This is a genomic window from Pseudomonas tritici (assembly GCF_014268275.3).
Taxonomy (GTDB): Bacteria; Pseudomonadota; Gammaproteobacteria; order Pseudomonadales; family Pseudomonadaceae; genus Aquipseudomonas; species Aquipseudomonas tritici.
Genome location: NZ_CP077084.1, coordinates 3,560,039 through 3,573,212 on the forward strand (window position 1 = coordinate 3,560,039; position 13,174 = coordinate 3,573,212).

Below are 13,174 nucleotides of genomic sequence, written 5' to 3' on the forward strand. Positions count from 1 at the left end.
GTCTCTATAGATGCCGTTACGGACTCTGGAAACCTGGCCCCACGGCGCAATCATGCTGGACGCGCAACACACGCGTTTTGCCTTGTGGGCGCCAGACGCGTTTTATGTCAGCGTTGAATTGGAAGATGGCAAGTCCGTCGCCATGCTGCCTCAGGCAGATGGCTGGTTCGAAACAGAAATCAAGTGCCCTGCGGGCACGCGCTACCGCTACAACATTGACGGAGAAATGGATGTACCCGACCCGGCGTCCAGGGCTCAAGCCTCGGACGTACATGGGTGGAGCCTGGTAGTCGACCCGCTCGCCTATCAGTGGCGACACAGCAATTGGCAAGGCCGCCCCTGGCACGAAGCAGTGATCTACGAACTGCATGTCGGTGCACTGGGCGGTTACGCAGACGTCGAGAAACACCTGCCACGCCTGGCTGAGCTGGGTATCACCGCGATTGAATTAATGCCTTTGGCGCAATTTCCCGGCGAACGCAACTGGGGCTACGACGGGGTCCTGCCCTACGCGCCCCAAGCTTCCTATGGCACCCCCGAACAGCTCAAGCACCTGATCGACAGCGCCCACGAGCATGGCCTGGCGGTGATCCTTGACGTGGTCTACAACCACTTCGGGCCCGACGGCAACTACCTGGGGCAATACGCCAAGGGTTTCTTCCAGGAAGACGTGCACACCCCATGGGGCGCGGGTATCGACTTCGATCGCCGTGAAGTGCGCGACTTCTTCCTGGATAACGCCTTGATGTGGCTGCTCGAATACCGCTTCGACGGGCTGCGCCTGGACGCGGTGCATGCCATCGACAATCCGGAGTTTCTCAAAGAGTTGGCCCACCGGGTTCGCGAACAAGTGGACACGGGTCGGCACGTCTGGCTGACCCTGGAAAACGAACTGAATCAGGCCGGCCTTCTCGAGTACGAGCGTGATTTCGACGCGCAATGGAACGATGACTTCCACAACGTCATGCACGTCTTGCTGACGGGCGAGACAGATGCCTATTACAGCGACTTTGCCCACGACCCTACGGCTAAATTGGCCCGTTGCCTGAGCGAAGGTTTTATCTACCAAGGCCACACCACTCGGCATGGCCATGAGCGCGGTGAACCCAGTGGGCATCTGCCACCGACCGCGTTTGTAGCGTTTTTGCAGAACCACGACCAGATCGGCAACCGCGCTCTGGGCGAACGCTTGCACCTACTCTGCTCGCCCCAGGCGTTGGAGGCCGCGACCACCCTGCTGTTGCTGTCGCCGATGATTCCGCTGATGTTCATGGGTGACGAGGTGAATGCCAGCGAGCCATTCCTGTTCTTCACCGACCATCACGGCGAGTTGGCCGAAGCGGTGCGTGAAGGGCGGCGCAGTGAGTTTGCTGACTTCGCCGCGTTCAAGGACCCGGAACGACGTGAACGCATTCCCGATCCCAACGCCGCGTCTACCTTTCTACAATCGGCACCGTCGTTTACCGATAACTCACACGCCCATCTCTACCGCCAACTGCTGAGCCTGCGCCAGCGTCACATCGTGCCGCACTTACCGGGCAGCGTGGCACTGGGCGCCGAGGTGTTGGCCGAGGGCGCCGTCACTGCCCGTTGGCGCCTGGGTAACGGCAGCCGGCTGCAGATCGACCTCAACCTGAGCGCCACGGCCCTGGATCATCCGGCGACGGCCCCCGTCCTGTTCGAAACGCCTGCCAACGCCGGCACACACTTGCCGCCGTACAGCGCACGCGTCACCTTATCCCCTGTTGGAGAGCACCCTTGAGCGAAGCGAACCTGGAAATCCTCGCCAGCCGAGCGGGCCTGGCCGTCGATTGGATCGACGCAAACGGTCGCCCGCAACGAGTGAAAGCCGACGCCCTGCGCGCCGTTCTCAAAGGCCTGGGCCACCCGGCCGACAGCGATGCCGAGATCGACGCCAGCCTGTACGAACTGGAGCAGGTGCAACAAGACAAACACCTGCCACCCTTGATGACCATCGACAGCGGCGAAGGGCTGGACCTGGCGCGCTACTTTGAACCTGACACCGCGTGCCGGGTCAGCCTTGAAGACGGCGAAACCCTGGAACTGCGGCTTGATGGCAACGCAGTGCTGCCGGGCATCATTGCCCTCGGCTACCACCACGTGCAGATCGCCGGCCAGACGTTCACCCTGGCCGTCGCCCCCACCCATTGCTACAGCGTGGCTGAAGCCGTCGACACACAACCCGCCCGCGCCTGGGGCGTCAGCGCGCAACTGTATTCCTTGCGCCGCCTGGGTGATGGCGGCGTTGGCGACACCCTGGCCCTGGAGCACCTGGCCCGCTCGGCCGCCGAACGCGGCGCCGACGCCCTGGCGATCAGCCCGATGCACGCGATGTTCAGCGCCGACACCGGGCGCTACAGCCCCTACTCGCCATCGAGTCGCTTGTTCCTCAACGGCTTGTACGCTTCGCCTGGCTGCATCCTGGGTGAGCGCGAAGTGCGCAACGCCATCGAGGCCATCGGCCTGACAGATGAATTGCACGATCTGGAGCAGCACACCCTGATCGACTGGCCCACGGCCGCCAAGGCCAAGCAACGACTATTGCGTGCACTGTATGAAGACTTCCGTCACGGCCACCACCCACAACACGCCGATTTCCTGAGTTTCCGCCAGGCCGGTGGCGAGGCGCTGGAAAACCACTGCCGCTTCGAAGCCGTGCAAGCCGCACGTGCCGCGAAGGGTGAAGACCTTGACTGGCGCCACTGGCCGGAGGATTGGCGCACGCCCCAGAGTCCGGCCCTGGCGCAGTTCGCCGAAGAAAACCGCGATGAAATCGGCTACTTCGCCTTCAGCCAATGGCTGATCGCCCGTTGCCTTGAGCGCGCACAGCAGGCCGCCCGAGGCAGCGGCATGGGCGTCGGTTTGATCGCCGACCTGGCCGTGGGCGCCGACGGCGGCGGCAGCCAGGCCTGGAGCCGCCAGGATGAGTTGCTCGCCAACCTGACCGTCGGCGCGCCGCCCGACATCCTCAACCGTGCCGGCCAGGGCTGGGGCATATCCGCGTTCTCGCCTGAAGGCCTCAAGCGCCATGGTTTTCGCGCCTTCATCGAAATGCTGCGTGCCAACTTCGCCCACGCTGGCGGCTTGCGTATCGACCATGTGATGGGCCTGCAACGCCTGTGGGTGATCCCCATGGACGCCTCGCCCAGGGACGGCGCCTACCTGTATTACCCGGTGGACGACCTGTTGCGCCTGCTGGCGTTGGAATCCCACCGCCACCAGGCGATTGTGCTCGGTGAAGACCTCGGCACGGTGCCGGATGGCCTGCGCGAAAAACTCATCGCCCGCTCGATCCTGGGCATGCGCGTGTTGCTGTTCGAGCAAAACCACGAAGGCCAGTTCAGGCCGATCCTCGACTGGCCCGACAACGCGCTGGCCACCACCAGCACCCACGACTTGCCTACGCTCAACGGTTGGTGGCACAGCCGTGATATCGACTGGAATATCCAGCTCGGCCTGATCGATGCGCCGACTGTGGAGCAATGGAGCGAACACCGCCTGCGCGAACGCCAGGCACTGCGCCAGGCCTTGAGCCAGGACCCGCAGAATTTCGTCGAAGAAATTCGCAATGAAACCGACCATATGATCGACGCCAGCGTGCGCTACCTCGGCCACACCCGCGCGCCGCTGGTTTTGCTGCCGCTGGAGGACGCGCTGGGCGTCGAAGAACAGCCCAACCTGCCCGGCACCACCGACACCCACCCCAACTGGCGCCGCCGCCTGCCGGGTGAGGCCTCCAGCCTGCTCGACAATGCCGGAGCCGCCCGCCGCCTCGAACTATTGGCCGTCGCGCGCAACCAAGCCTATGAGCGTGACCGATGAAAGCACTGCCCCTGCGCGCCACCCAGCGCCTGCAATTCCATAAAGGTTTTACCCTCGATGATGCGGTGCCCCTGGTGCCGTATTTCGCCCAATTGGGCATCAGTCATCTGTATGCCTCGCCACTGCTCAGCGCCCGCGCCGGGTCCATGCATGGCTACGACGTGGTCGACCCCACCAGCGTCAACCCGGAACTGGGCGGCGAAGCGGCCTTGCGCCGCTTGGTCGCGGCGCTGCGTGAGCACAATATGGGGCTGATCCTCGATATCGTCTCCAACCACATGGCGGTGGGCGGCGCGGATAACCCTTGGTGGCTGGACCTGCTGGAGTGGGGTCGCCTGAGCCCCTACAGCGAGTTCTTCGATATTCAGTGGCATTCGCCCGACCCGTTGCTCAAGGGCCAATTGCTGATGCCATTCCTAGGCAGCGATTATGGCGAAGCCCTGCAGACCGGCGCCCTGACCTTGAAGTTCGACGCCCCCCACGGCGCGTTCTACGTCGAGCATTACGAACACCGCTTCCCGATCTGCCCAAAGGAATACGCAGCGATCCTGGGCACCGGTGAACTGCTCAAGCCCTTGGCGGAGCGCTTTTCCGCCCTTGCCTACCAAGACGACGCCTACCATGAGGCGCAGTGGCTGAAGCAGGCCTTGGCCGAACGTGCCACCGAGGTGTTGCCGGCCATTGAACAACGGCTGGCCGAGTTCGACGGGCGCCAACCCGAGGGCTTCAACCGCCTGCATCAGTTGCTCGAACAACAGGCCTACCGCCTGGCCAGCTGGCGCACCGCTGCGGACGATATCAACTGGCGTCGTTTCTTCGATGTCAACGAACTCGGCGGCCTGCGCGTAGAACGCACTGCGGTGTTCGAAGCCACCCACGGCAAAATCTTCGAACTGATCAGCGAAGGCCTGGTAGATGGCCTGCGCATCGACCATATCGACGGCCTGGCCGACCCACGCGGTTACTGCCGCAAGCTGCGCCGCCGCGTCGATTCGCTGTCGCCAGAGCGGCATCTGCCGATCTTTGTGGAAAAAATCCTCGGAGAAGGCGAAACCCTGCGTGAAGACTGGCAGGTGGACGGCACCACCGGCTACGAATTCATGAACCAGCTCTCGCTGCTGCAACATCACCCGGACGGCTTTGAGCCGTTGGCCGACTTGTGGACGCGCCACAGCGAACGGCCTTCGACCTTCATTGAGGAAGCCCGACTGGCGCGCCAGCAAATCCTCAACGGTTCACTCGGCGGCGACTTTGAAAGCGTGGCGCGCGCGCTGCTGCAAGTGGCCCGCGACGATGTGATGACCCGCGACCTGACCCTGGGCGCGATCCGCCGTGCCTTGCAGGAACTGATCGTGCACTTCCCGGTGTACCGCACCTACATCAGTGCCCGTGGGCGTAGCGCCGCCGACGATAAGGTATTCCAGCAAGCCATGGAGGGCGCTCGCACGACCCTGGGTGAAGGCGACTGGCCAGTACTCGAGCACCTGGAGAAATGGCTGGGCGGCCAGCCATGGCGCAATCGGCCTGTGGGCCGTGAACGCAAGATCCTCAAGCATGCCTGCGTGCGCTTCCAGCAACTGACGTCGCCCGCGGCCGCCAAGGCCGTGGAAGACACGGCGTTCTATCGTTCGGCGGTATTGCTATCGCGCAATGACGTGGGCTTCAGCACTGAGCAGTTCAGCGCGCCGTTGGCCGATTTTCATGCGGTCAACGGGCAACGCTTGCAGAGCTTCCCCGACAACCTGCTGGCCACCGCCACCCACGACCACAAGCGCGGCGAAGACACGCGCGCGCGCCTGGCGGTGATCAGCGAGTGCGCGCCGTGGTACGTCGAGCAAGTGGAGCACTGGCGCACCCTCGCCGCCCCGTTGCGTACCGATGCAAACACGCCGTCAGCCGGCGATGAATTGATCCTCTACCAGGCACTGCTGGGCACTTGGCCGCTGGACCTGGCCGCCGACTTCGAGGGTTACCAGCAGCGCCTGTGGCAGTGGCAACAAAAAGCCCTGCGCGAAGCCAAGTTGCAGAGCAGCTGGAGCGCGCCCAACGAGGCCTATGAACAAGGCGTCGAGGCATTCCTGTCGCGGCTGTTGCTCAGCGACGAAGGCCACCCATTGCGCACCGCTATCGGTAACGCCGCCCAGGCGATTGCCCCAGCCGGCGCGTTGAATGGCCTGGCGCAATCCTTGCTTCGCATCACTGTGCCGGGTGTGCCGGACCTGTACCAGGGCGATGAGTTCTGGGACTTCAGCCTGGTGGACCCGGACAACCGCCGCCCGGTGGATTTCAATGCACGGCAACACGCATTGGATACACCACCGGACATTGGCGAACTGCTGTTCAACTGGCGCGACGGGCGTATCAAACAGGCGCTGATTGCTCAGGTGCTGGCCGTGCGCAAGGCCCATCCCGAGCTGTTCCGCAGCGGCACCTACACACCGCTGGACGTGGTTGGCAAGCACGCTGAACGCGTGGTCGCGTTCTGTCGTGAACACCAGGGCAAACGCCTGCTGGTGGTGGTGCCACGCTGGCCCCATCGCTTGCTTGAAAACGGTGTGCATCCCCAGATCAATGCGCAGGTTTGGGGCGATACGCGGGTGAAATTACCGTTCGCCGCGACAACCCAAAACTGGAAGGGACTTTTTCATACAGGCGCAGTCACACCAGACAAGGAGCTGTTGGTTAGCACTGCCCTGGGGGATTTCCCGGTCAATGTCTTTATCAATCCTGATGATCAAGAAAGCTGAAAATTTTCTGCGAGGAGCATTGTGATGAGTACTGAAGACAAACGCATACGCGAGCTGGCGCATCAGATCTGGGAGTCCGAAGGCAAACCCCACGGTGAAGATGCGCGGCACTGGGAAATGGCGCGCAAGCTGGCGGAAGCCGAAGCGTTGACGCCAAGCAAGCCAAAGGCGGGGGCCAAGCCCAAGGCAAGCGCGCCTAAACCGTCGCCAAAAGCCAAGCCGCCAGCACCAGCGGCCAGCAAGCCAGCACCAGCGGCCGCTAAAAAGCCGCCGGCGCCGAAGAAGCCCAAGCCTTGACCTCACACCTCTTGCCGGCGCCGTCGGCAAGAGGTGATTTCTTATTCCAAATTGTCAGCTGAAATCTCGTCAGCAGGGCCGCGTTCGGCCTGAAAAAAGACCCTTGCAGGAGCAACACAATGAGCAAACCCGATAAAACCTCACCGACGCCGGACAGCGAACCGTCGCGGATTCGTGAAGGTTTGCCCTTCCCACTTGGCGCGACCTGGGACGGTCTGGGCGTCAACTTTGCACTGTTCTCGGCAAATGCCACCAAGGTTGAGCTGTGCCTGTTCGATGACACCGGTGAGGTGGAGCTTGAGCGTATTGAACTGCCGGAATACACCGACGAAATCTTCCACGGTTACCTGCCCGACGCCCACCCCGGGCTGATTTACGGCTACCGTGTCTACGGTGCATACGACCCGGCCAACGGCCACCGCTTCAACCACAACAAATTGCTGATCGACCCCTATGCCAAACAGCTTGTGGGCGAACTCAAATGGTCGGAGGCGCTGTTCGGCTACACCATCGGCCACCCCGACGACGACCTCAGCTTCGACGAACGCGACAGCGCGCCCTTCGTGCCCAAGTGCAAGGTCATCGACCCGGCACACACCTGGGGCAACGACCAGCCGGTGCGTGTGCCGTGGGACCGTACGATCATTTATGAAACCCACTTGCGCGGCATCAGCATGCGCCACCCTTCCGTGGGCGAATCCGTGCGCGGCACCTGCGCCGGTCTTATGGAAGATGATGTACTCAAGCACATCCGCCAGTTGGGCATTTCCTCTGTCGAATTGCTGCCGGTACACGCATTTGTCAACGACCAGCATCTGCTGGAAAAGGGCATGACCAACTACTGGGGCTACAACAGCATTGCGTTTTTCGCCCCGGACCCGCGCTACCTGGCCAGCGGCAAGATCGCCGAGTTCAAGGAGATGGTCGCGCACCTGCATGAACAGAAGCTCGAGGTGATCCTCGATGTGGTCTACAACCACACCGCCGAAGGCAACGAACGCGGCCCGACCCTGTCCATGCGTGGCATCGACAACGCCTCGTACTACCGCCTGATGCCGGATGACAAACGTTTCTACATCAATGATTCCGGCACCGGTAATACCCTGGACCTGAGCCACCCGTGCGTGCTGCAGATGGTCACTGACTCGCTGCGCTACTGGGCGACAGAGATGCACGTCGACGGTTTCCGCTTCGACCTGGCGACCATCCTCGGGCGCTATCGCGACGGTTTCGACGAGCGCCACAGCTTCCTCGTGGCCTGCCGCCAGGACCCGGTGCTGCGCCAGCTGAAAATGATCGCCGAACCTTGGGACTGCGGCCCTGGTGGCTACCAAGTGGGCAATTTCCCGCCGGGCTGGGTGGAATGGAATGACCGCTTCCGCGACACCGTGCGCGCGTTCTGGAAAGGTGATGACGGCCAGTTGGCGGATTTCGCCGCACGCATGACCGCGTCGGGCGAGATGTTCAATCATCGCGGCCGTCGCCCTTACAGCTCGGTGAATTTCATCACCGCGCACGATGGTTTCACCTTGCACGACCTGGTGTCGTACAACGACAAACACAACGAAGCCAACGACGAGAACAACCAGGACGGCAGCAACAACAACCTGTCGTGGAACCATGGCGTCGAAGGCCCGACCGAAGATCCCGAGATCAACGCACTGCGCCTGCGCCAGATGCGTAACTTCTTCGCAACGCTGCTGTTGTCCCAAGGCACGCCGATGCTCGTGGCCGGGGACGAATTTGCCCGCACCCAGCACGGCAACAATAATGCCTACTGCCAGGACAGCGAGATCGGCTGGGTCAACTGGGATTTGGACGACGACGGCAAGGCGCTGCTCAAGTTTGTAAAACGCCTGATCAAGCTACGCTTGGCCTACCCGATCCTGCGTCGCGGGCGCTTCCTGGTCGGCGATTACAACGAAGATATCGGCGTGAAGGACGTAACGTGGCTATCGCCAGATGGCACCGAGATGAGCACCGAGCAGTGGGAAGACAGCCACGGTCGCTGCCTGGGCATGTTGATGGATGGCCGCGCCCAGGAAACCGGGATTCGCCGTGCCGGCGCCGATGCGACCTTGCTGCTGGTGGTGAACGCCCACCACGACATGGTCAATTTCCGCCTGCCGCCAGTGCCCGAGGGTGAGTTCTGGACCTGCATGCTCGACACCAACGAGCCTGCGGTGCGTGGCCAGGAACGTTTCGACTTTGAACATGAATACGCGGTGACCGGCCGCTCGCTGCTACTGTTTGAGCTGCAGCACGAAGACGAGGTGTGAGATGGCGTTGCATGGATTCCTTCAAGGCAACCGGGGCTATGCGAACACGCAAGCCCTGGGCGCCGCCCTGAAGGCGCTTCAGGAAGAAGGCCTGGACCAACTGCCGTTGCCCGGCAGCGGCCAGACGTTGGAACGGTTCAGCCGCTTGGCGCAGGTGGCAGGTCACGACCTGCGCCTGTGCAAGCTGTTTGAAGGCCATACCGATGCCCTGGCAATTATCGCCGAGCTCGACAGCCCCTTGCCGCCCTTGGGCAGTACGTGGGGTATGTGGGCGGCCGAACCACCCACGGCCAAGGTGCATGTGCGCAAAGAGGACCATCGCCTGATCGTGCAAGGGCGTAAGGCCTGGTGCTCCGGCGCCGCGGTGGTCAGCCACGGGTTGTTGACGGCCTGGGACGAAGAGGATCGCCAGCAGTTGGTGGCGGTGCACATGGACCAACCCGGCATCACTGTGACTGACGAGGGCTGGAATGCCGTGGGCATGGCGGCCACCGGCAGCGTGGAAGTCGTGTTTGATGGGGCCTGGGGGCTTGCCGTGGGCGGCCCCGGTGATTACCTCGCCCGTCCTGGTTTCTGGCAAGGCGGGATTGGCATTGCGGCCTGCTGGTACGGCGCGGTGCAACGCCTGGCGGAAGTCCTGCGTGAACAATGCAATAAACGCCCGGAACCGCATGCCCTCGCCCACCTAGGCGCCGTCGACAGTGCATTGAACAGTGCCGCCTGCGTGCTGCGCGCCAGTGCCGAACACGTCGACCGCGAACCGCAGGCTGACGCCAGGGCGTTGGCCCAACAGACGCGCGCCTGCATCGAAGACACGGTTGAGCAAGTGATTCGCCACGTTGGTCGCGCGGTCGGTGCGGGCCCCTATTGCAAGGACCCGCACTTCGCCCAGTTGATGGCGGACCTGCCGGTGTATGTGCGCCAAAGCCATGCCGAGCGCGACTTGGCCGGTCTTGGCGAACTGGCCGCCGGCGCCACCACAGGCAGGTGGCAGCTATGAAAGCCAATCCGATTGTTGGACAGGGTACGCCGCTGCAGCACTGGCAGGCGTCGCCGAAAATGGCCGAGTTGCCACAGATCAGCGTCGAGCAGTTGGTGCCGGAAGGCCATCGTGCGGTGATCATTGCGCCGCATCCGGATGACGAAGTGCTGGGTTGCGGCGGGCTGATGCAGGGTTTGGCGGCGCTGGGCCGGCCGATCCAGTTGATTTCAGTCACCGATGGCAGCGCCAGTCATCCCGGTTCGCAACGTTGGCCAGTTGAGCGCTTGAGCGTGGTGCGCCCCCAGGAGTCAGCACAGGCCCTGCATCGTCTGGGCCTGCCTGCCCACAGCTTGAAATGGCTGCGCGCGGGTTTTAGCGACAGCAAGGTCGCGGCCCGCGAGGACGAACTCGCTGCGTTTATCCAGCGCTACCTCAAACCCAACGACGTCGTGTTCACCACTTGGCGCGAAGACGGCCATTGCGACCATGAGGCCGTTGGCCGTGCCAGCGCCAAGGCATCCGAGGCCGTGGGCGCAACCCTGTATGAGGTGCCTGTGTGGACCTGGCACTGGGCAACCCCCGAAAACAGCCTGGTGCCCTGGCATCGCGCGCGCAAGATCCCGCTGAGCTGCGAAGCCATCGCCCGCAAGCGCCACGCCATCCATGCCTTCGCCAGCCAGTTGGAAGGCGACCCGCAGGTCGGCCTCGCGCCGGTGCTCGCGCCCTATGTGGTGGAGCGCTTGTTGCAGCCTTTTGAAGTGGTGTTCGTATGAGTGTGGCCACGCCTTACTTCGACCAGTTGTTCGCCGAGAACGACGACCCCTGGGCGTTTCGCCAACGCTGGTACGAGCGACGCAAACGCGCACTGACCCTGGCGATACTCACGCGGCCGCGCTACGCCTCGGTGTTCGAGCCCGGTTGCGCAAATGGCGAGCTGAGCTTCGAGCTGGCGCCACGTTGTGACCGCCTGCTGTGTTGCGACACCGCCGCCGCCGCCGTGGCGCTGGCGAGTAGCCGCCTGTTGGGTTTCCCGCATGCACAAGTGCGACAGAGTCGCTTGCCCGAACAGTGGCCCACCGGCCAGTTCGAGCTGATCGTATTGAGCGAGCTGTGCTACTACCTTGACGCAGATGACCTGAGTGAGTTGATCGATCGCGCCCGCGCCTCGCTTACCGACGACGGCCAAGTGCTGGCCTGCCACTGGCGCCCGCCTATCGAAGGTTGCCCGCAGACTGCCGAGCAGGTGCACGCGCTGCTCCAGCAGCGCCTGGACATGCCGCGGATCGCAAGCCATCACGAACACGACTTTCTTCTTGATCTATGGAGCCGCGATGGCACCTCGGTCGCCACCCTTGAGGGCTTGCGATGATCGGCATTCTGATCCCGGTACATAACGAAGAGGCGTTGCTGGGCGACTGCCTTGAAGCGGCGCTGATCGCGGCTGGCCACCCCGGATTGATGGGCGAAGCAGTCACTATCCTGGTCGTGCTCGACAGTTGCAGCGATGGCAGTGCCGCCATTGCCCAGGCCTACCCGGTGCAGTACCTCGAAGTCCAGGCGCGCAATGTGGGGCATGTGCGCGGCGTTGGCGCGCGCCACCTGCTCAATCAGGGCGCGCGCTGGATCTCCTGCACGGACGCCGACAGCCGGGTTGCCCCGGACTGGCTGGTGGCGCAGCTGGCGCTGGGGGTGGATGCGGTGTGCGGCACTGTCACGGTGGACGCCTGGAGCGAAGATTTCGACCCCGCTGCACAAATTCGTTATCTGCAAGGTTATGAGGCCCGTGACGGTCATCGGCACATCCACGGTGCCAACCTGGGCGTGAGCGCTGGCGCTTATGTCCGCGCCGGCGGTTTCGAACCGCTGGCGTGCCATGAAGATGTCCAGTTGGTGCGCAACCTTGAGCGGTGCGGCGCCTCCATCGCCTGGAGCCATACGCCGCAAGTGATCACCAGTGCGCGCCTGGACGCCCGCGCACAAGGCGGGTTTGGCGATTATTTGAAGAGTTTGATGCACGCCACTTAAAAAACGACGTTGCTGAATGTAAAAACGACCAATCCTTGTCTATGCTGAGGACGCCTTGCTGGTATTCCACGGTTGGAGTGCCATGCAGCCACTGCGGCGGAGCCTGTGGTGGGTATAAGAGAGTCGTCCCGCCCACGGGGCACGACCAACAGCATCAATCGACAAGGATGTAACACCCCATGAAGCTTGCTTCCTTAAGCGACGGCCGTTGCGGTACGGCGCAAATCTGGAACAGCGCCCCGCAGCTGGCGCAAATCCTTCCGATCACCGCGTCCTCACTGGTACCCGCTGGCGCGCGCGTGGTCATCATCGCCCCGCATCCCGGCGACGAAGTGCTGGCCTGTGGCGGCTTGCTGCAGTTGCTCAGTACCCTGGAACACCCGCTGCAACTGATCTCCATCACCGACGGCAGTGCCAGCCACCCGGGGTCCAACATATGGCCGGCGAGCCGCTTGAGCGTGGTGCGCCCGCAGGAAAGCGTCGAAGCCCTGCGCCGCCTGGGCATGCCGTTGCACAGCCTGAAGTGGATACGTGGCGGGTTCTGCGATACCGCCCTCGCCGCCCGGGAAGTACAACTGAGCCAGTTCATCGCGCGTTACCTGCAGCCTGGCGACGCGGTGTTCAGCACCTGGCGCAATGACGGCAATGCCGACCATGACGCAGTCGGCCGTGCCAGCGCCAAGGCGTGCAGCCTGGTCGGAGCGCAGCTGCATGAATTGCCGATCTGGGCCTGGCACTGGCCCGCCCGAGAGGGGGCGATCATCCCCTGGCAACGGGCGCGCAAAGTGCGTCTGGACAGCTGGAGCGTGGCGCGCAAACTCCATGCCGTCCACGCCTATGCCAGCCAGTTGGCCGGCGACCCGGAAATCGGCCTGGCGCCCATGCTGGCCCAGGTGCTGCTGGAGCGTATGCGCGAGCCTTATGAGATCGTGCTGTCGTAAAACCTCACCTGGCCATTCCTGTTGTGTTTGATGCTTGTTGAGTGTGAGGGTCGGATTGCA

General features: G+C 63.1%; 10 protein-coding genes. All 10 read left to right on the forward strand.

Annotated features, from left to right (window positions below):
* The first annotated feature begins 10 nt into the window (after positions 1-10).
* The 10 genes from treZ to HU722_RS15995 all read left to right on the forward strand — a co-directional run bounded on the left by treZ (position 11) and on the right by HU722_RS15995 (position 13,114).
* Entirely contained in the window at positions 11-1,762 is a 1,752-nt protein-coding gene (treZ, locus tag HU722_RS15950; RefSeq protein ID WP_186754188.1) for a malto-oligosyltrehalose trehalohydrolase, read from the forward strand.
* Complete coding sequence (gene malQ, locus HU722_RS15955; RefSeq protein WP_065890923.1) at positions 1,759-3,843, forward strand: 4-alpha-glucanotransferase; 2,085 nt, start codon at positions 1,759-1,761, stop codon at positions 3,841-3,843. Before treZ ends, malQ begins: the two co-directional genes overlap by 4 nt.
* Positions 3,840-6,590 carry a malto-oligosyltrehalose synthase gene (locus HU722_RS15960; RefSeq protein ID WP_065890922.1) on the forward strand — a complete coding sequence of 917 codons (2,751 nt, stop codon included), beginning with the start codon at positions 3,840-3,842 and terminating at the stop codon, positions 6,588-6,590. The genes malQ and HU722_RS15960 overlap by 4 nt, the downstream gene beginning before the upstream one ends.
* Positions 6,591-6,614: 24 nt before the next feature.
* Entirely contained in the window at positions 6,615-6,887 is a 273-nt protein-coding gene (locus HU722_RS15965) for a DUF2934 domain-containing protein (RefSeq protein ID WP_065872955.1), read from the forward strand.
* Positions 6,888-7,006: 119 nt separating this feature from the next.
* The gene (gene glgX, locus HU722_RS15970) at positions 7,007-9,166 is read left to right on the forward strand and encodes a glycogen debranching protein GlgX (protein ID WP_065880589.1); all 2,160 of its coding nucleotides are present in this window, start codon (positions 7,007-7,009) and stop codon (positions 9,164-9,166) included.
* 1 nt (position 9,167) lies between these two features.
* Complete coding sequence (locus HU722_RS15975) at positions 9,168-10,166, forward strand: acyl-CoA dehydrogenase family protein (protein ID WP_065890920.1); 999 nt, start codon at positions 9,168-9,170, stop codon at positions 10,164-10,166.
* On the forward strand, positions 10,163-10,921 hold the full coding sequence (locus HU722_RS15980; protein WP_065872952.1) for a PIG-L deacetylase family protein: 759 nt from the start codon (positions 10,163-10,165) through the stop codon (positions 10,919-10,921). The genes HU722_RS15975 and HU722_RS15980 overlap by 4 nt, the downstream gene beginning before the upstream one ends.
* Positions 10,918-11,517 carry an SAM-dependent methyltransferase gene (locus tag HU722_RS15985; protein WP_065872951.1) on the forward strand — a complete coding sequence of 200 codons (600 nt, stop codon included), beginning with the start codon at positions 10,918-10,920 and terminating at the stop codon, positions 11,515-11,517. Before HU722_RS15980 ends, HU722_RS15985 begins: the two co-directional genes overlap by 4 nt.
* Entirely contained in the window at positions 11,514-12,173 is a 660-nt protein-coding gene (locus HU722_RS15990) for a glycosyltransferase family 2 protein (RefSeq protein ID WP_065872950.1), read from the forward strand. The genes HU722_RS15985 and HU722_RS15990 overlap by 4 nt, the downstream gene beginning before the upstream one ends.
* 179 nt (positions 12,174-12,352) lie before the next feature.
* A complete protein-coding gene (locus tag HU722_RS15995; protein ID WP_065872949.1) occupies positions 12,353-13,114 on the forward strand; it encodes a PIG-L deacetylase family protein in 762 nt (253 codons plus the stop codon).
* Positions 13,115-13,174 lie beyond the last annotated feature (60 nt).

Bases quoted from the DNA above. Each gene is read 5' to 3' on its own strand.
- HU722_RS15980 (WP_065872952.1), top strand. From the start codon at position 10,163: ATGAAAGCCAATCCGATTGTTGGACAGGGTACGCCGCTGCAGCACTGG.
- HU722_RS15965 (WP_065872955.1), top strand. From the start codon at position 6,615: ATGAGTACTGAAGACAAACGCATACGCGAGCTGGCGCATCAGATCTGG.
- HU722_RS15985 (WP_065872951.1), top strand. From the start codon at position 10,918: ATGAGTGTGGCCACGCCTTACTTCGACCAGTTGTTCGCCGAGAACGAC.
- HU722_RS15960 (WP_065890922.1), top strand. From the start codon at position 3,840: ATGAAAGCACTGCCCCTGCGCGCCACCCAGCGCCTGCAATTCCATAAA.
- HU722_RS15975 (WP_065890920.1), top strand. From the start codon at position 9,168: ATGGCGTTGCATGGATTCCTTCAAGGCAACCGGGGCTATGCGAACACG.
- HU722_RS15995 (WP_065872949.1), top strand. From the start codon at position 12,353: ATGAAGCTTGCTTCCTTAAGCGACGGCCGTTGCGGTACGGCGCAAATC.
- HU722_RS15990 (WP_065872950.1), top strand. From the start codon at position 11,514: ATGATCGGCATTCTGATCCCGGTACATAACGAAGAGGCGTTGCTGGGC.
- glgX (WP_065880589.1), top strand. From the start codon at position 7,007: ATGAGCAAACCCGATAAAACCTCACCGACGCCGGACAGCGAACCGTCG.
- treZ (WP_186754188.1), top strand. From the start codon at position 11: ATGCCGTTACGGACTCTGGAAACCTGGCCCCACGGCGCAATCATGCTG.